A 17181-nucleotide genomic window follows, 5' to 3' on the forward strand; every position below is an offset into this window, starting at 1 on the left:
TGGATAAGGAAAAGAAAATGATTAATACTAAAGAAGATTTTTTACTTTTAATCAAACAAATCGAGCAAAAAAGTGGCTATAAAAAACCTAAAGCTTTTGGTATAGCAAGGCTTGATAGAGGACAGTTAAATAAAAATAAAATCTTACAAGCAAGTTTTGCTTTGATTAACTATGAGCAAAATTTTGGCTCAGCGGCAATCATGCTTGAAGCTTTTATGCAAAGGGGCGTGGAGATTGATTTTAATGCGAGTGAGTTTGTGCAAACTTTGAAATTAGAAGATATTGATTTTGCACTTTCTTGTTTTAAACCTTTTTTAGAAGAAGATGGGCATCAAAATATTGATTTATTAAAGATTATCAAAGATAAATTTAAAGACGATGAGTTTGCTTTTGTTTGTCTTTTTGAAGATAAAGAACCTTTAAGTGTAGAAAGTATTTATCTAAAACTTTATTTGCTTTCTACTAAAAAAGTACCTTTAAGAAGTATCAATTTAAATGGAGCTTTTGGACTTTTAAGCAATGTAGCTTGGAGTGATGATAAGCCTATCGAGCTTGAGTATTTAAGAGCAAATGAAATGCGTTTAAAAATGAGCAATCAATATCCAAAAATCGATTTTGTTGATAAATTCCCAAGATTTTTAGCGCATATTATCCCTGAGGATAATACAAGAATTTTAGAAAGTTCCAAAGTAAGAATGGGTGCATCTTTAGCAGCAGGAACAACCATCATGCCAGGGGCAAGTTATGTGAATTTTAATGCAGGCACAACAGGAGCTTGTATGGTTGAAGGGCGTATTAGCTCAAGTGCTATAGTAGGAGAAGGTTCTGATGTAGGTGGTGGAGCTTCGATTTTAGGTGTTTTAAGTGGAACAAGTGGCAATGCTATAAGCGTAGGTAAGGCTTGTCTTTTAGGAGCTAATTCAGTTACAGGAATTCCTTTAGGGGATAATTGTATAGTTGATGCAGGTATTGCGGTGTTAGAAGGAACGAAATTTTTACTTAAAGATGCCGAGGAACTTGCTAAACTTAATCCTTATTTTAATTTTGATAAAGAAATTTACAAAGGCTTAGAGCTTAAAGGTTTAAATGGCCTACATTTCCGTCAAGATTCTATAAGTGGTGCTATGATAGTAGCTTTAAATAAAAAAGCAGTCAAACTTAACGAAGCCTTGCATTGATATAAATTTATTTACATAAAGCTTTAAGCTTTATGTCTTTCTTTTAATTTTGAAATCACATCTGAGAAACTAAGATTTGCATCTGCAAGTAAAACACTTAAATGATACATTAAATCTGCTGCTTCACAAATAAGCTCTTCTTTATCTTTTACTGTCGCTGCTAAAGCTGTTTCTACACCTTCTTCACCAACTTTTTGTGCGATGCGTTTTGTACCACTTTTGAAAAGTTTTGCTGTATAAGAAGTATTTTCATCGGCATTTTTGCGTGCATTAATAAGCTTTTCAAGTCTGGCTAGAAAAACAAAATCCGCATTTTTAGAAATTTTTTCAAAACAAGAAATATCGCCCGTATGACAAGTAGGCCCTACAGGATTTGCTAAAATTAAAAGCGTGTCATTATCGCAATCTAAGCTTAAATCTACGATATTTAAGAAATTTCCACTTTTTTCACCCTTCATCCAAAGACGCTGTTTTGTGCGTGAAAAAAAGACTACTTTGCCACTTTCTAAGCTTTTTTCTAAGGCTTCATTATTCATAAAGCCTAGCATTAAAACTTCACAAGTTTTTGCATCTTGGACGATGACAGGTAAAAGATGATCCACTTTTTGCCAAGCAATTTTTTCATTAAGTTCTTTGAAATTTTGCATATTATATCCTTATACTTAAGCCTTGATTTTTAAGATAAATTTTTAATTCTTTAATGTCTATAAGTTTTTGATGAAAAACAGAAGCAGCTAAGGCCCCATCTATACCTAGTTTAAAAGCTTCTAAAAAATGCTCTATTTTTCCTGCTCCCCCACTTGCGATCAAAGGTACTTTACAAATTTTATATACAGCTTCTAATTGTTCTAAATCATAGCCATTTTTAACACCATCTTGATTCATCATATTTAAAACAATTTCACCTGCGCCTAGATCTTGCACTTCTTTAACCCATTCTAAAGTGCTTTTTCCACTATTTTTGCTTGTTTTTTCATCGCCTGTGTATTGAAATACTTTTAAATTTCCATTTTCATCTTTGAAACTATCAATCCCTACTACTACGCATTGCACGCCAAAGCTTTTAGCAAGGCGTGTGATTAGGCTTGGATCATTTAAAGCAGGAGAATTGATAGAAATTTTATCTGCCCCATTAGCTAAAAGTTCAGCCGCATCTTCTTCGCTTTTAATACCCCCTGCAACACAAAAAGGAATATTGATATTTTTTGCTACTTCACTTACCCATTCTCTTGATATGCGTTCTTTTCTAGCGCTTGCAGCAATATCGTAAAAAACAAGTTCATCAATACCATTTTGAGAATAATACCTAGCAAGTTCTATGATATCTCCCATATCTTTATGGTTTTTAAATTGTGTTCCTTTTACTACTCTGCCATCTTTGACATCTAAACATGCAATTATGCGTTTTGTAAGCATTTATTTCTCCAAAATACATTTTTCTTTAAGATATTTTTCCATTTCTTCATCGCTTTTAATTTCATCAAAATTAGCTTGAATTTTTGCTTCTTTGCCCACTTTAATTTGTTTGTTTATATCATCAATAAATTCTTTAAAATTTGGATTTTTATTAATCAGCATATTTAGTGTTTGAATATCAAGTTCTTTTTCTTTTGCACTAAGTAAAATTTGAGAATTTGAAATATCTTTTTCAAGTTTTATCACTCCTATGCCAAAACTTTGATTTAAGCGTCTTAACTCGCTTAAAACTTCGCTATCAATTTCTTGTAAAACAACCAAATAGCCTTCATTTGCCCAGCTAGAATTACTTACAGCTTGAAAATAACATTCTTTTAAATTTGAAAAATTTAAAGCAATTTTAAGTTCAAAAGAAAAAAGCTTATAACTATTTTGTTTGATATTTTCTAAAAGTGTTATGGTTTCTTTTTCATAATCATCGTAAGGAAAATAAACCCCTACAATATCAGGATAATTCCACTTATCTTCCCCGCCCTTACCCTTTTTGCTTTGTTCGTGGTAAATTGTTTTGCAATTTAAATTAAAATCTAAATTTTCATATAAAAATTTTACAAGCAAGGGGTGTAAATCTCTTTCATGAAATTTATTTTTTTCTTGTTTTTCATTGGTAATTTCATTTTTATTATCAAGCTTTAAAAGTTCATTTTCTCTTTCTTTTAACCAAAAAGTTCTGGGTTTTTGGGAAGCTTTGATAAATAAAGAATTGTGTTGCAATTCTTTTATATCAACATATATCCTAGCCCCTAAAGTAGCAATTGGAGTTTGTCCTATACTAGAAAGCTTTTTATCTAAGCCTTTTTTAAGAGCTTTTTGCCAAATTTCATTAGCACTTAAAGGCTTATCGCTTTGTTTTAAAATTTCTAAAGCAAGTTCTTTGTAACTTAATTTGCTAGACATCTTATCCCTTCTTCTACACTAAAAACTCCGTCTAATAAAGCTTTTCCTACGATAACCCCACTGCAAATTCCTTTTAAGTTTTCAAGGTCTTTTAAGCTTGCTACTCCACCACTTGCCTGAATGCAAATATGAGGAAAAATTTCATGGATAAGTTTATAAAGTCTTGCATTTACTCCTTGCATGGTGCCATCTTTTGAAATATCTGTGCAAAGTATGTGTTTTAAGCCTTTATTGCTATAAAAATCTAAAACTTCCATAAGCTTTTTATCGCTTGCTTCTTGCCAAGCATTTACAGCCACAACATAATCTTCTTTTAAAATCGTATCTAAGGCTAAAACTATAGCTTCACTACCAAATTCTTTTAAAATTTCAAGACATAAAGTCGCATCTTTAATTGCCATAGATCCTATAACTACTTTTTTTACTCCACAATCAAGCAAAGCTCTAACTTCTGCTTTAGAGCGTATACCTCCACCTACTTGCAAATTGACACTGACTTCTTTGGCTAATTTTTCTATCAAAGCAAGTTGTCTTTTGCTAGGATCTTTTGCACCTGTAAGATCTACAAGATGAAGTTCTTTCGCTCCTGCTTTTTCGTATTCTTTGAATTTCTTTAAGGGATTGTATTTGTATACTTTTTTTTGTTCATAATCCCCTTTTACAAGACGCACCACTTCGCCATCTATAAGATCGAGTGCGGGTATGATTTGAGTCATCCTATATCCTTAATAAAATTTGAAATTAAAATTTCCCCCGCTTCACTGCTTCTTTCAGGGTGAAATTGCACCCCGTAAAAATTATCTTTCATTACACTTGCGCTAAATTTTTGCGAATACTCACAATCTGCTATAGTGTATTCCCCAAGTCCTACACAATAACTATGCACAAAATAAAAATAAGCCCCTTCTAAACCTTTAAACAAAGCATGAGAGCTATGAACTTGATTCCATCCCATATGTGGAAAAGTAAAGCCTTCTTTAACTTTAAATTTTTGGGTTGTAAAATCTATAAGTTTTAAAGTTTCTTGATTTAATTCTTCGGAAAAATTTCCTAAAATTTGCATACCTAAACAAATACCAAGCAAAGGTTTTTTGGTATTTTTAATAAAATTAATAAGATTAAATTGTTTTAAATTTTTCATCGCTTCTTTTGCGGTACCCACTCCAGGTAAAAAAAGCTTATCCGCACTTTCAAGTTCTTTTAAATCCCTACTGATAGTTGCATTAAAACCTAATCTATCCAGACAAAATTTCAAAGATGCTAAATTCGCACAGGCTGTATCGATGATGATGATTTTCATATCACTCCTTTAGAGCTGGCTAAATTTTCACTTTCTATTTTCACTGCCATTTTCAAAGCTTTTGCAAAGGCTTTAAAAAGCCCTTCGGCTTTATGATGATCGTTTTTGCCTTTAACTTTTAAATGTAAACTTATACCCATAGCATAGCTTAAAGAATAAAAAAAGTGCTCGATCATTTCTGTGCTTAAAGCCCCTAAATGAGATTTTTTAAATTTGGCTTTATAGACTAAATGAGGACGATTGCAAAAATCCATCGCACAACTTGCCAAACACTCATCCATAGGTAAAGCAAAACCATATCTTGCAATGCCGATTTTATCCCCTAAGGCTTTTTTGATACAAGCTCCAAGTGCTAAGGCTACATCTTCAACGCTATGATGCTCATCGATTTCTAAATCCCCTTTGCAAGAAATTTCAAGCCCTATACCTCCATGTACAGCGATTTGCTCTAACATGTGATCAAAAAAATCAATGCCTGTTTTAATGCTAATCTTACCCCCATTTAAGCACACTTTTACTTTTATATCTGTTTCTTTAGTAGTTCTTTGATAACTCGCACTTCTAAAAGAACTTAAAATTTCATTTTCTATTTCTTTCCAAGAAAGTTCGCCGTATTTTAAACCACGCACGCCTAAATTTGAAGCTAAGATCATATCACTCTCACGATCTCCGATAACAAAACTTTGTTCTTTATCGTAAAGTTCGTGTTTGATATACTCTTCTAACATAGCGGTTTTAGGTTTTCTACAAGCACAATTTTCATTTTCAAAATGCGGACAAATAAAAATATCTTGAAATTCTATACCGCAACTTTTTAAAATATCAAGCATTTTTTCATGAGCGATTTCAAAATTTTCCTTTGGAAAACTTGGCGTTCCAAGACCATCTTGATTGCTTACCATGACAAATTTAAATCCAAAATTTTTTAATTTTAAAAGAGTAGGAATAACATCTTTTTCAAAACGCAATTTTTCAAGAGTATCGATTTGAAAATCGCTTTTTGGCTCCTCTATTAAAGTGCCGTCTCTATCTATAAAAAGGATTTTTTGACTCATTTTAAGCTCTCTAAACGAAAAGTTACTGCATTTTTGTGTGCGTCTAAATGCTCATTTTGTGCTAAAATTTCAACACTTTTACCCAAAGCTAAAAAGCCTTCTTTACTTAATTCTTGAACGGTCATTCTTTTACTAAAATCTGCCAAACCTAAACTAGAATGCGTTTTAGTAAGTCCATAAGTAGGTAAAACATGATTTGTCCCACTTGCATAATCACCCATAGACTCTGGGGAATAAGCTCCTAAAAATACCGATCCTGCGTGTTTTACACCTTTTAAAAGTTCTCGTGGATTTTGAGTTTGTATGATCAAATGTTCAGGGGCATAAAGATTTGAAATTTCTAAGGCTTGATTTAAATCTTTAGCTATGATAATGCGTGAATTAGCAATGCTTTTGCTTGCAAGTTCTTTGCGAGGTAAAAATTCTAATTGACTTTGGACTTCATCGCTTGTTTTTTTAGCAAAATCTTGACTTAAACACACCAAAATCACTTGAGAATCTGCACCATGTTCAGCTTGTGAAAGCAAATCACTAGCTACAAATTTTTCATTAGCCAAATCATCAGCTATTACTAAAACTTCACTAGGTCCTGCTTGCATATCAATAGTCGCTCCGTTTATATCGCTACTTACTTGGCGTTTTGCTTCGGTTACAAAGGCATTTCCTGGGCCAAAAATTTTATCCACCTTTAAAACACTTTGGGTACCGTAAGCCAAAGCTGCTATAGCTCCTGCACCGCCCATTTGATAAATTTCATCCACGCCACAAAGCTTAGCACAAAAAAGCACAGCATCATTGATTTTTGCAGGACTTGCTAAAACGATTTTTTCACAACCTGCAATTTTTGCAGGAATAGCTAGCATTAAAACCGTTGAAAACAAAGGTGCCAAACCCCCTGGTATGTAAAGTCCTACTTTTTCTATAGGGCGTGTTAAAACTTCACATTTAACGCCTTTTGTAGTTTCAAGAGCGATTTCATGTGGGATTTGGGCTTCGTGAAATTTTTTGATATTTTCATAAGCCACTAAAATAGCTTCTTGTAAATCTTTATCTAAACGATTGCTTGCTTGAGTGATTTCTTTTTGAGTGATTTTAATCTTTGAAATTTCAGCCTTATCAAATTTCAAAGCTTGTTCTATCAAAGCTTCATCGCCTTTTTCTTGCACTTCTTTAATGATAGAACTTACTATTTTTGAAATTTCATCTTTCGCACTTATAGCAGGGCGTTTTAACGCTTCTTCTTTTTGTTTTTCATCCAAATTATCATATACTAAAATTTGCATTTTTTACTCACTTTAACATTTTTTCTATAGGCAGAACTAAAATCGAACTCGCACCTTCTTCTTTTAAAGCCTCCATGGTTTCCCAAAAAAGATTTTCTTTACTTACCATATGTAAAGCTACATTTTTTTCATCGTGTGCTAAAGGTAAGATAGTCGGTCTTTCAACTCCTGGAAGTAGGGCTTGAATTTTATCAAGCTTTTCTTTTGGAGCATGAAGCATAATGTATTTAGATTCTCTTGCTTGCATTACTCCTGCTACACGCAACATAATTTTATCCACTAAGGCTTGTTTTTCTTTACTTAAAGCATTTTCTTTTTGAATCAAACAAGCACGAGATTCATAAATGACTTTAACTTCTTTAAGATTGTTTGCTTGTAAAGTTGCCCCGCTTGAAACAAGATCGCAAATCGCATCGGCTAAATTTGCCCTAGGGGCTACTTCAACAGAACCTGTAAGCGTACAATTTTTATAATTAATCCCATTTTCTTTCATAAAACGCTTTAAAAGTTGTGGATAAGAAGTAGCTATCCTTAAGCCTTCAAAATCTTTCAAATTTTGAAATTTATTTTCTTGAGGTAAGGCAAGAGAAAGACGGCAATATCCAAAATCTAGCTTTTTTAAAAGCTTATAGCTTGGATTTTCTCCTAAAGACTGGCGTTCAAGTTCATTTTCTTCTAAAACATTTTCCCCTATAATGCCTAAATCTACAACCCCATCAAAAATAAGCCCAGGGATATCATCATCTCTAACGCGTAAAATATCTATGGGTAAATTTGTAGAAAAAGCGATCAAGCTTTGTTCATGGATATGCATTTTAACACCACATTCTGAAAGAAGCTCTATGGATTCTTTTGAAAGTCTACCTGATTTTTGTATCGCAATGCGTAAACGAGTGTTTTCTTGCATAACATATCCTTGAAATTAAAAATTAAAAACTTATATTAGCATAAGTAGTTGAATTTTTAGCAAGGGTTTTAGAAAATAAATAAATTTAATTTTATTTAAAATAATTATTTAAAACTTTTTATTTTTAAGGTATTTAATTGAAGTATTAATCCTAGCAAAAGCTAGGATTTGATTAAGCTACAAATTCGATGAAAGCCATTTCAGCAGCATCACCACGGCGAATTCTTGTTTTGATGATTCTTGTATATCCACCATTGCGATCTTTGAATTTTGGAGCAATTTCAGTCACTAATTTATTAGTAGCGTTTTTATCTTGTAATGAAGCAAAAACTGCTCTATGAGCGTTAAAATCTCCAAGTCTTGCTCTAGTAATCAATCTTTCTACATAACCTCTTAATTCTTTAGCTTTTGGTAGAGTAGTTTCGATTTTTCCGCTATTTACTAAAGCTATAGTTAAATTTTTTAATAAGGCAGCACGATGAGATGAAGTTCTGCCAAGTTTTCTATATCCATGTTTATGTCTCATTCTTTATCCTTCGTTTTGTGCTTTTAATTCTGCGATTTTATTTTTAAGTATTTCTTTATTATCGCTAAGCTTAGAAGTTCCCACAGGAAAACCTATGCTTTCCATGATGTTTTTAATTTCATCAAGAGATTTTTTACCTAAATTTTTAAGCCCTGCAAGTTCACTTACACTCATCAAAGCAAGCTCACCTATGTAAACTACTCCTGCTTTTTCAAGACAATTATAACTTCTAGCACTTAAATTTAAATCTGTAATGTTTTGCAATAATTTAGTATTTTCTAGTTCATTGCTTGTTGCTTGATTTTTAATTACACTTCTAACATTGGTAATTTTATCAAATACTGATAATTGTTTATACATAGCTTCTAGAGCATTTTGAAAAGCTTCATTTGGAGTGATTTGTCCATCAGTTGTTACGGTTAAAACCACTTTTTCATAATCAGGATTATCTTCAAATAAAACTTTTTCAATATCATAGGTTGCCTCTCTTACAGGTGTAAAGAAAGCATCTAAAGCTATAAATTTAGGATCATTTATAAGCTCTTTAATTTCTTCGCTTGGTACATAGCCAATACCTTTTTCAACGATCAATGTGAATTTGAGTTCAGCATCTTCGTTGATTGTTGCTAGATAGGCGTCTTTATTTACTACTTCTACTTGATCATTATTTAGATCTTTGCCGTAAATTTCTTTTGAGCCTTTAAAGCTAAATTCTACTATTTCTTTATTTGATTCGCCTTTAATTTTAAAGCGTAGTTTTTTTAGATTAATGATAAAAAGTGCTACATCTTCAAGCATACCACGCATGCTATCAAATTCATGAGCTACGCCATCAATATGAATCGCAGTTGGAGCATATCCTATGGTGCTAGTGTAAAGTAAACGGCGTAAAGGATGGGCTAGGGTGATTCCATAGCCGATCTCAAAAGGCCAAGCACTGATTTTAGCCACAGTATCACTAATGTTTTCTATTGTAAATTCTGTTGGCGTATAAGCAGATGTTGTAATATTTCTCATATTTAGCCCCTATTACTTAGAGTAAAGCTCAACGATAAATCTTTCCTCAACCGGAATGACAACTTCTTCTCTTTCAGGTTTTCTTGTGAAAATTCCAAATCTTTTATCTTTTTCAACATCAACCCAAGCAACGATTCCAGTTTGTGCTGTAAGTTCGATAGCTCTTGTAATTTGAGGATTGTTTTTGCTTTTTTCGATAATTTCGATTTTAGCACCTGCTTCTACTCTAAAGCTAGGAATATCCACTCTTTTACCATTTACTAAAACATGTCCATGTGTTACAAGTTGTCTTGCAAAACGACGTGTTGTAGCAAAACCCATTCTATATACTACATTGTCTAATCTTTGTTCTAAAAGTTGGATAAGTAATACCCCTGTATTTCCTTCTCTTCTTGCTGCTTCAGCAAATAAACGACGGAATTGCTTTTCGCTTACTCCATACATAAATTTAGCTTTTTGTTTTTCTCTTAATTGAAGTCCATACTCACTAATTTTACCTTTTCTTGCTCCGTGTTGTCCTGGTGCATAAGGGCGTTTATCTAGTGCACTTTTGCCAGCTAGTCTTCTTTCTCCTTTTAATGCTAAGCTAACACCAAAGCGTCTTTCTAATTTTTCTACTGGTCCTCTATATCTTGCCATAATATTCTCCTAAATTTTTCTTATATCTTAGACACGACGACGCTTAGGCGGTCTGCAACCATTGTGAGCTAATGGAGTGATATCTTTTAAGAAAGTTACTTTGATTCCTTCCATAGCACCTACACTCTTAACAGCAGTTTCTCTACCGCTTCCTGGTCCTTGTACTTTAATGCCTACTTCTTTAATTCCGTGTTCTTTTGCTTTATTTAAAGCGTCTTCTACTGCTTGTTGTGCTGCATAAGGAGTTGATTTTTTAGAACCTTTAAATCCTAAACCACCTGCACTACTCCAAGCGATAGCATTTCCCATTTCATCAGTTACTGTAACCATAGTATTGTTAAAAGTCGCACTGATATAAACAATACCTTTTGCTATATTTTTTTTAACTACTTTTTTCTTTACGATTTTTCTTTTTGCCATCTTTTATCCTTATGATTTTGCACCAACAGTTTTTCTCTTACCTTTTCTAGTTCTTGCGTTTGTTTTTGTTTTTTGTCCGCGAACTGGTAAGCCTTTTCTGTGTCTTAAGCCTCTAAAGCTTCCTAAATCCATAAGTGCTTTTATATCCATAGCAACTTGTTTTCTTAAATCCCCTTCAACCATATAGTTTTCTTGGATTTCTTTTCTGATAGCTGCTGCTTCATCTTCACTTAGTTCATGCACTCTTTTATCATAAGAAATGCCTGTTTTATCTAAGATTTTTCTTGAAGTAAAAAGTCCTATACCATAAATATAGGTAAGTCCATACTCAATTCTTTTTTTCTTTGGTAAATCCACACCTGCGATACGAGCCATGTTTATCCTTGTCTTTGTTTATGTTTTGGATTTTCGCAAATAATGCGAACTACGCCTTTACGGCGAACTACTTTGCACTTGTCGCACATCTTTTTAACTGATGGTCTCACTTTCATGAGTTCTCCTTAAATGAATTCCACTTCATTTACGACTGCATCAGGTTTTATGAATAACCAACTATTTTTAAAATAAGTGGTGAATTTTAAAAATACCTCTTCATATAGTTCGATACATTTTGTCGCAAAAACGCTAATTTTATCTAAAATTAGCTTTTAAATAACTTATATTATTTATATCTAAAAGTGATACGCCCTTTATCAAGGCTATAAGGTGTAAGTTCAACTTTAACTTTATCCCCTGGCATGATTCTTATATAGTGCATACGCATTTTTCCTGCTATATGACATAAAATCACATGCTTGTTGTCAAGTTCAACTTTAAAATTTGCATTAGGTAATGCTTCAAGCACTGTGCCATCGATTTCAATCACATCGTCTTTTGCCAAAATTTTCTCCTCTCATTAAAATAAAACCGTGATTATAGCAAAAAATATTTGAATTTATTAAGAAATTAGTTTTCCAAGTAGTCTTTTAAAATGCTATCTAGTTTTTCTTTCAGTTCAAAAGGTTTTTCTATCTTCATATAGGGTATCCATTGTTTTACTACATTTAGAAGCTCATCATCATAGGAAAAATATACTTTTAGAGTATAGCTTTGCTCATCTTCATCGATGAGTTCAAAGTTGTTTAAAATATTTTTTCTAAAAAAATACTCTTTAGCTTTTTTATCAAGCTTTACGATAGCTTCTTTGCTATCATCTAGCCAAATATTTTTATCATTTAGAATTTGGTCTAAAAATTCTTCTTTAGGGGTAAAAATTTCATCATTTTTGCGAATATTTTTAATCTTGCTAAAAGTAAAATGCTTTAATTTATCCTTTTCATCAGCTATTAAATACCAAATTCCTTGATAGTTTAAAAGCTTATAAGGTTTGACTTCACGACTTTTTTCTTTATAGTTAAAATTTAAAATATTGTGTTTTAAAATCGCAACACTGATGATTTTAAAATTTTCATAATCAACTTTTTCAAAGCCATTGTTTTTTATCATAAAAATGCTATTTACTTTAGAGTTTAGCAAATCTGTTATAAAATCCTCATCTAGCTTTGGATAAAGTTCTTGAATCCCGCTTAACATGGCAAAATTTTGTATATCTTTAACACTAAGTTTGCCGAGTGCAAAAGATTCTAAAAAATACTTTCCATTTTCTTTTTTAATAGGCATAAAAGAAAGCCTTTGGTTTAAATCTCTTTGTATGGTTCTAATATCGACATTAAATTCACTTGCTAATTCTTCTAGGCTAAACCTTCCTCCATTATTAAAACGCATTAAAATTTGCGCTAAACGCACTGCAAGTTTATCGTGAGACATTTTAAACCTTTTTAATTACAGAAATAATTTTACTTATCAAGCTTGTATCTTTTTTGCCGCTACATTTATCGCAGAAAAAATCACTTGGATTTAAGCAATCACTCTTAGGAGTACATAAAAACATTTTTCCACACTTTGGACATTTTTTAAGAAAAGGCTTTGGTCTTATCATTTTTATCCTTTTTGTTTGAATTTATACTCTAATACGCGTTTTAAAATGCTAGTATTTTCTATACCTAAAATTAAATTTCGAATTTTTAGTGTTTGTTCTAAAGTCGGTGATTTTGCATGCACTGCATGATTTCGTATCGTTTGAAATTCATCTAAAGTTTTATTAAATTCATAATTAATAAATCCTTTTACATCTCTGTCTAAAAGCTCTTGAATTTCTCTATTTTTAAGTAAAAATTTAATTGTTCCTAAATTAGGTTTATTAATGAAAAACTGCTTAAAGTTAAATTCTTTTCCTTGTATACTATAACTTATGGACGAAAGATGAGAATTTTGCTTGATGAGTTTTGTAAATATCTTTTTGGCAAAGTCATATATTTCATATTCTATAGTTTTAGAGTATTTTACTATTATTGAAGTGAAGTCATAAAGTGGATTTTCTAAGTTTTGTTGCAATTCTAGCTCTGCTAGGATAAGGTTATTGATACTATCAGGATGTAGCATATAAAAAAATTTTTTACCAAAGATAAATTGTATAAAATTTTCTTGCATTTTTAAATACTCTTGATTTTTATAAACGCTCAGGTAGTATTTGTTTATCTCATCATAAAAATAATTAATTTCCTCTTTTTGTTTGACTACCAAAGGATAAGAATAGTTATTGCCATAAATTGCATAAGTGTGGTTATTTTCTGTTGTGAAATTTGCCAAAAATTTATCTCTTATGAGTGTGAAATTTTCTCTTACTAATTCTCTTAAATCTGTGATTAAGAAATAATCCTCCACTTCTAAATTTTTCTCTTGGTAATATTTTGGAATGATATTTTTATCTACTTCTTTACTTATTTTTACTACTTTTGCTACAAATAAATTTGCATAATCACTCAAAAAAAGTTGCAAAGGATTATCAGCAGAGGTATTTTTGTAAATTTCTGATAGTTTTTGATTGTGTGAGATTTTATTTTCATCCCTTTCATAAGAAAGTGGCTCTTTTAGTTTAGATTTTATTTTACCAAATGCTACCTGACCTTTGTCTAATAAAATTTCTAAATGCAATTTTATAACATCTTGTTGATAGTAAGGATTATAGAGAATTAAGAGATTTTGCATATTAGAAAAGTTCCTTCAAATTTTTCTTAACTTCGCTTGGATTTTTTTCATACTCATCTAAAATCTCTTTTAAAATATCGACAATTTTATCAAAGTCTTCAGGATGCTTGTTTTTAAAATCACTAAGCAAATCTAAAATTTGACAAATTTTTTCTGAATCTTGTTGATCTCCATTAAGGATATTTATTATATCCCACACCAAAGAACCCAAATAGGCACTTTGGACAGGACTTGATAAGCGTTTAAAAATCATAGCTTTAAAACTATTTGCTAAAGACAAGGCAGAAAGGATTTTAGAAAACATTATTTTCTCTTACCAAAGATTGACACAAATCCTTCAAAAACATCCTTAACTACACCCACTACCTCTTTGCCTTTATCTGAAGTAAAAAAATTCTTTACTTCTATTATAAAATCAGATACATTCTTTGCATATTCTTTTATTGTTTCAATAAAAGATTTTACCATTTCTTCTGTGTAATTTTCTTTATTATCACCATATTTAAAATCATCTTGATTTCTTGATTGGTGTTTTAAGAAAACTAATCGCTTTTTCAATGGTGCCTTAGCAACAATATATGCTAGAAGTTTATTAAGATTGTATGCTGGTTTTTTAATTTTTGTCTTTTTTGAAGTAGAACCTGCTGCATAATATATTACATCGACATCAACCCCTGTATCTGTTTTAATCCTTTCTTTAATTGCTTTGACTTGTTCTTCCAAAATCTCTTCTAACTCTGGAGTTAATTGATTATTTTCTTTATCAAACTCAATGTCTTCATCAGCGCCTGCTTTATCACATTTATTTAATGCAATTAAAATCCTTTCTTTTTCTTCCATATAAGGCATAATTGCTTCTTTTATGGTTTTATAGGTTGACTCTAAATCTCTACCAACTGTGGCGGCAACAACTACTAAAACTAGATCAATCTTAGCATTTCCTTTGCTATCCTTTTCCAAGAGCAAATTTTTTATTTTTTTCATATGCTCATTATCATTTTCTCCTGAATCTCCCAATCCCGGACTATCATAAATTGTTAGATTGCCTAATTTATATTCTTTGATTTCTTGTGTAACTGGTTTGCCACCACTATTTATTTCTATATCAAGATTATAACCTTCTGTTTCAAAAAGAGCTTTTATCGTAGAGCTTTTTCCTGCACCTGTGCCACCAACTATTAAAATATTAAGCTCTTGATTAAAAAGCTCAGTCGCAGAATATTTTTTACCTTTATTTAAATTGCTTACTTTTTCTTTTTGTTCTGCTTCCATTTGTTTAATCATCTCCTTTTCGTATAAAAATTGTCTTCTTAAAAATGCGACATAAATCACTGCTGGAACTGTAACTCTAAAAGCAGGACCTGCAATGTCGTTTATCATCCACGCACTTGAGATTATCATTCCAATAGGTCCTGCTAAAGTTCCTACAGCTCGTGAACCTAAAAATGTCGCAGTACTTCCTAATACACCAGAAATTGCAGCACTTCCAACTAAGCCACTTCCTGCTATCAAACTACTTGTTGTAAATATAGCTGTATTAATTGCAACCTTACTTGCTATGGCATTTACAACTAACATTGCAATTTGATAAAGTAATTTAAGATTATTAGTTTTTGCGATAGCATTAGAAATAGACTCTATTGTGTAAGTGTTAACATCTATAGAAAAATCTTTTGCAATTTCTTTCAAATCACTTTCTGATAAATTCTCTAATGATTTATTAAAAGAATTAAGTAAAATCGCTTTTTCTATATTTTCTATACTTGCACTTTTATCATACTTAACTTTTAATTTATCTGCGACATCACATAAAATTTCTTTATAGAAAATTCCAGCCCCTCTGACTGTATTTGCAAGTGTATTTCCACCAAAAGTTTGAAGTTCCTCTAAAATCAAGTCTAAATATTGACCATGATTAGGATAATGTTTTTTATACAAATCCTTATCGGTCAAACTCTCTGTTGTTCTAGTTTTTCCATTTTCATCTTTAATTAAGATAGACACTAGATTATCTAACGATTCATCGTTAAGTTCTCGTAAAAATTCCAAATCGTTGTCAACTTTATAAGCCATTTTATCTCCTTAAAAATTTTATAAATTATAATATTTTATTTACCAAAAATCAATATGTTTTCCATTAAGAATTTTTAAAAAGGTAGGACTTTGGAAATCCATAAAGATTTTTCCTCTGCCAACTCGTCTTTTTCCTTAAGTATTTTGCGAATTTGTATATCTAGTTTTTCTTCTTTTAAAGTAAAATACAACCTAGAAATAAGAAACATAGGCATAAAGGTTTTAGAAATCATCTCCACTCTTTTTTCTTTTATATCTTTACTGCTACAAAAGTTGATATAAGCCAATAAGCAAATTTGTATATCTTTAAGCCTTTCTTTATCTGTTTCTTCTAGTCTAAATTCTTTAAAATCACGGTAATTTAAAGCATTTTTTGCTTCAAAACCTTTTTTAAAATTTACAAATTCTTCATCATTAAAATAGCTTGAAAATTGAGTATTTAAAAATTCAAATTCTTTGTAAATTTCTTTTAAATTTTCTTGCATTTTAACTCTTTATACTATCTTGTTTATATCTTGTAACTGCAACAAAGCACTATCAAATTTTAATCTTATAGCGCAAAATCTCCAGCTGATTTTTAATGCCGTTATATCATCTTGAAGATATTTATCGCTATATTCCATAAAAGCTTCCATTGTAGTGCCTATTTGAATAAGCTTTTCTTTTTTTAGATCGCTAAATAAATGATCTTTTATATTATGAATAGCTTCTGCATCGTATTTGTGGGTTTTTCTAAATTCTAAAAATTTAGGATCGTTTAAATAACTAGGATAAATTTGCTCTATTTCTTCGTATTGCTTGATGACTTTTCTAAGTGTGATGAGATCTTTAAAAATCAATTTATCCCAAGTATTTTTAATGCCTTTATAGATTTTTTCACCACAAGCACCTAGTGCGATTCCACCTAAAGCTAAAGCTAATTTTTTCATTTCTTTCTCCTTATGATTTTGTAAATTAAAACTAAATTAAGCACTATAAAAAGTATATAAAGTGCCACCATACCATAACTTCCACTTAAATCCAAAAGCATAAAAGCTAAAATCACTCCCCAAAACACAATCCCAAATAAAACCCAAAATACTCCACAAGTTAACAAAACCGCTGTACTAATGATAAGTCCTAAAATCCCTACAATAATCATCATTTTTACCTTGCTAAAATATTGTTATTTTTTACTATAGATAAAAATATAGTTTTTTGTCTTGTAAAAAGTATTTGGGGTTTTTAAAGCTCGGGTTTGCATTTTTTTTCCTTGATTTTAATTTCAAAAAAAAGTATAAAGTATTCTTATGACAGCTTGTGTCGTTTTTTTGAAAAATTATT

General features: G+C 31.1%; 24 protein-coding genes. 1 reads left to right on the forward strand and 23 read right to left on the reverse strand.

Going from position 1 to position 17181, the window contains the following annotated elements:
• Nucleotides 1-17: 17 nt before the first annotated feature.
• Nucleotides 18-1178, forward strand: coding sequence for a tetrahydrodipicolinate N-succinyltransferase N-terminal domain-containing protein (locus tag SR62_RS01735; protein ID WP_052798318.1), 1161 nt, complete (start codon nt 18-20; stop codon nt 1176-1178).
• Nucleotides 1179-1201: 23 nt separating this feature from the next.
• On the opposite strand, the gene hisIE is transcribed toward SR62_RS01735, so the two are convergent.
• The 23 genes from hisIE to SR62_RS01845 all read right to left on the reverse strand — a co-directional run bounded on the left by hisIE (nt 1202) and on the right by SR62_RS01845 (nt 16999).
• A complete protein-coding gene (gene hisIE / locus SR62_RS01740; protein ID WP_002892611.1) occupies nt 1202-1825 on the reverse strand; it encodes a bifunctional phosphoribosyl-AMP cyclohydrolase/phosphoribosyl-ATP diphosphatase HisIE in 624 nt (207 codons plus the stop codon).
• A gap of 1 nt (nt 1826) precedes the next feature.
• A complete protein-coding gene (gene hisF / locus SR62_RS01745) occupies nt 1827-2594 on the reverse strand; it encodes an imidazole glycerol phosphate synthase subunit HisF (RefSeq protein WP_002892612.1) in 768 nt (255 codons plus the stop codon).
• Nucleotides 2595-3551 (reverse strand): COG2958 family protein, encoded by a 957-nt coding sequence (locus tag SR62_RS01750; RefSeq protein ID WP_147502234.1) that lies wholly within the window; start codon nt 3549-3551, stop codon nt 2595-2597.
• Entirely contained in the window at nt 3536-4267 is a 732-nt protein-coding gene (gene hisA / locus SR62_RS01755) for a 1-(5-phosphoribosyl)-5-[(5-phosphoribosylamino)methylideneamino]imidazole-4-carboxamide isomerase (RefSeq protein WP_002892616.1), read from the reverse strand. The genes SR62_RS01750 and hisA overlap by 16 nt, the downstream gene beginning before the upstream one ends.
• Nucleotides 4264-4851: an imidazole glycerol phosphate synthase subunit HisH gene (gene hisH / locus SR62_RS01760; protein WP_002892617.1), complete on the reverse strand. Its 588-nt coding sequence runs from the start codon at nt 4849-4851 to the stop codon at nt 4264-4266. Before hisH ends, hisA begins: the two co-directional genes overlap by 4 nt.
• The gene (gene hisB, locus SR62_RS01765) at nt 4848-5906 is read right to left on the reverse strand and encodes a bifunctional histidinol-phosphatase/imidazoleglycerol-phosphate dehydratase HisB (protein WP_002892618.1); all 1059 of its coding nucleotides are present in this window, start codon (nt 5904-5906) and stop codon (nt 4848-4850) included. The genes hisH and hisB overlap by 4 nt, the downstream gene beginning before the upstream one ends.
• Entirely contained in the window at nt 5903-7189 is a 1287-nt protein-coding gene (gene hisD, locus SR62_RS01770; protein WP_147502235.1) for a histidinol dehydrogenase, read from the reverse strand. Before hisD ends, hisB begins: the two co-directional genes overlap by 4 nt.
• A 7-nt stretch (nt 7190-7196) precedes the next feature.
• Nucleotides 7197-8096 carry an ATP phosphoribosyltransferase gene (hisG, locus tag SR62_RS01775; protein ID WP_002858407.1) on the reverse strand — a complete coding sequence of 300 codons (900 nt, stop codon included), beginning with the start codon at nt 8094-8096 and terminating at the stop codon, nt 7197-7199.
• A 172-nt stretch (nt 8097-8268) separates the two neighbouring features.
• Nucleotides 8269-8622 (reverse strand): 50S ribosomal protein L17, encoded by a 354-nt coding sequence (gene rplQ, locus SR62_RS01780; RefSeq protein ID WP_002851332.1) that lies wholly within the window; start codon nt 8620-8622, stop codon nt 8269-8271.
• A 3-nt stretch (nt 8623-8625) separates the two neighbouring features.
• The gene (locus SR62_RS01785; protein ID WP_002855748.1) at nt 8626-9639 is read right to left on the reverse strand and encodes a DNA-directed RNA polymerase subunit alpha; all 1014 of its coding nucleotides are present in this window, start codon (nt 9637-9639) and stop codon (nt 8626-8628) included.
• Nucleotides 9640-9651: 12 nt separating this feature from the next.
• Nucleotides 9652-10278, reverse strand: a complete 627-nt coding sequence (gene rpsD, locus SR62_RS01790; RefSeq protein WP_002856574.1) for a 30S ribosomal protein S4 — start codon at nt 10276-10278, stop codon at nt 9652-9654.
• A gap of 27 nt (nt 10279-10305) precedes the next feature.
• Nucleotides 10306-10698: a 30S ribosomal protein S11 gene (rpsK, locus tag SR62_RS01795; RefSeq protein WP_002779544.1), complete on the reverse strand. Its 393-nt coding sequence runs from the start codon at nt 10696-10698 to the stop codon at nt 10306-10308.
• A 9-nt stretch (nt 10699-10707) separates the two neighbouring features.
• Nucleotides 10708-11073 (reverse strand): 30S ribosomal protein S13, encoded by a 366-nt coding sequence (rpsM, locus tag SR62_RS01800; protein WP_002779545.1) that lies wholly within the window; start codon nt 11071-11073, stop codon nt 10708-10710.
• A gap of 2 nt (nt 11074-11075) precedes the next feature.
• Nucleotides 11076-11189 carry a 50S ribosomal protein L36 gene (gene rpmJ / locus SR62_RS01805; protein ID WP_002781429.1) on the reverse strand — a complete coding sequence of 38 codons (114 nt, stop codon included), beginning with the start codon at nt 11187-11189 and terminating at the stop codon, nt 11076-11078.
• A 170-nt stretch (nt 11190-11359) separates the two neighbouring features.
• On the reverse strand, nt 11360-11578 hold the full coding sequence (infA, locus tag SR62_RS01810) for a translation initiation factor IF-1 (RefSeq protein WP_002781436.1): 219 nt from the start codon (nt 11576-11578) through the stop codon (nt 11360-11362).
• A 65-nt stretch (nt 11579-11643) separates the two neighbouring features.
• Nucleotides 11644-12504, reverse strand: a complete 861-nt coding sequence (locus SR62_RS01815) for a helix-turn-helix transcriptional regulator (protein WP_002779547.1) — start codon at nt 12502-12504, stop codon at nt 11644-11646.
• Between the two features lies 1 nt (nt 12505).
• A complete protein-coding gene (locus tag SR62_RS09105) occupies nt 12506-12676 on the reverse strand; it encodes a hypothetical protein (protein ID WP_002789744.1) in 171 nt (56 codons plus the stop codon).
• Between the two features lie 2 nt (nt 12677-12678).
• The gene (locus tag SR62_RS01820; protein WP_002781440.1) at nt 12679-13785 is read right to left on the reverse strand and encodes an HP0729 family protein; all 1107 of its coding nucleotides are present in this window, start codon (nt 13783-13785) and stop codon (nt 12679-12681) included.
• Between the two features lies 1 nt (nt 13786).
• Nucleotides 13787-14089 (reverse strand): hypothetical protein, encoded by a 303-nt coding sequence (locus SR62_RS01825; RefSeq protein ID WP_002779550.1) that lies wholly within the window; start codon nt 14087-14089, stop codon nt 13787-13789.
• Nucleotides 14089-15858 (reverse strand): DUF3944 domain-containing protein, encoded by a 1770-nt coding sequence (locus SR62_RS01830; RefSeq protein WP_052783426.1) that lies wholly within the window; start codon nt 15856-15858, stop codon nt 14089-14091. The genes SR62_RS01825 and SR62_RS01830 overlap by 1 nt, the downstream gene beginning before the upstream one ends.
• Before the next feature lie 74 nt (nt 15859-15932).
• The gene (locus SR62_RS09285) at nt 15933-16343 is read right to left on the reverse strand and encodes a hypothetical protein (RefSeq protein ID WP_002779552.1); all 411 of its coding nucleotides are present in this window, start codon (nt 16341-16343) and stop codon (nt 15933-15935) included.
• Between the two features lie 9 nt (nt 16344-16352).
• A complete protein-coding gene (locus SR62_RS01840; RefSeq protein WP_002779553.1) occupies nt 16353-16787 on the reverse strand; it encodes a hypothetical protein in 435 nt (144 codons plus the stop codon).
• Entirely contained in the window at nt 16784-16999 is a 216-nt protein-coding gene (locus SR62_RS01845) for a hypothetical protein (protein WP_002779554.1), read from the reverse strand. Before SR62_RS01845 ends, SR62_RS01840 begins: the two co-directional genes overlap by 4 nt.
• Nucleotides 17000-17181 lie beyond the last annotated feature (182 nt).

This window comes from Campylobacter sp. 2014D-0258, assembly GCF_008000495.1.
GTDB classification, from domain to species: Bacteria; Campylobacterota; Campylobacteria; order Campylobacterales; family Campylobacteraceae; genus Campylobacter_D; species Campylobacter_D jejuni.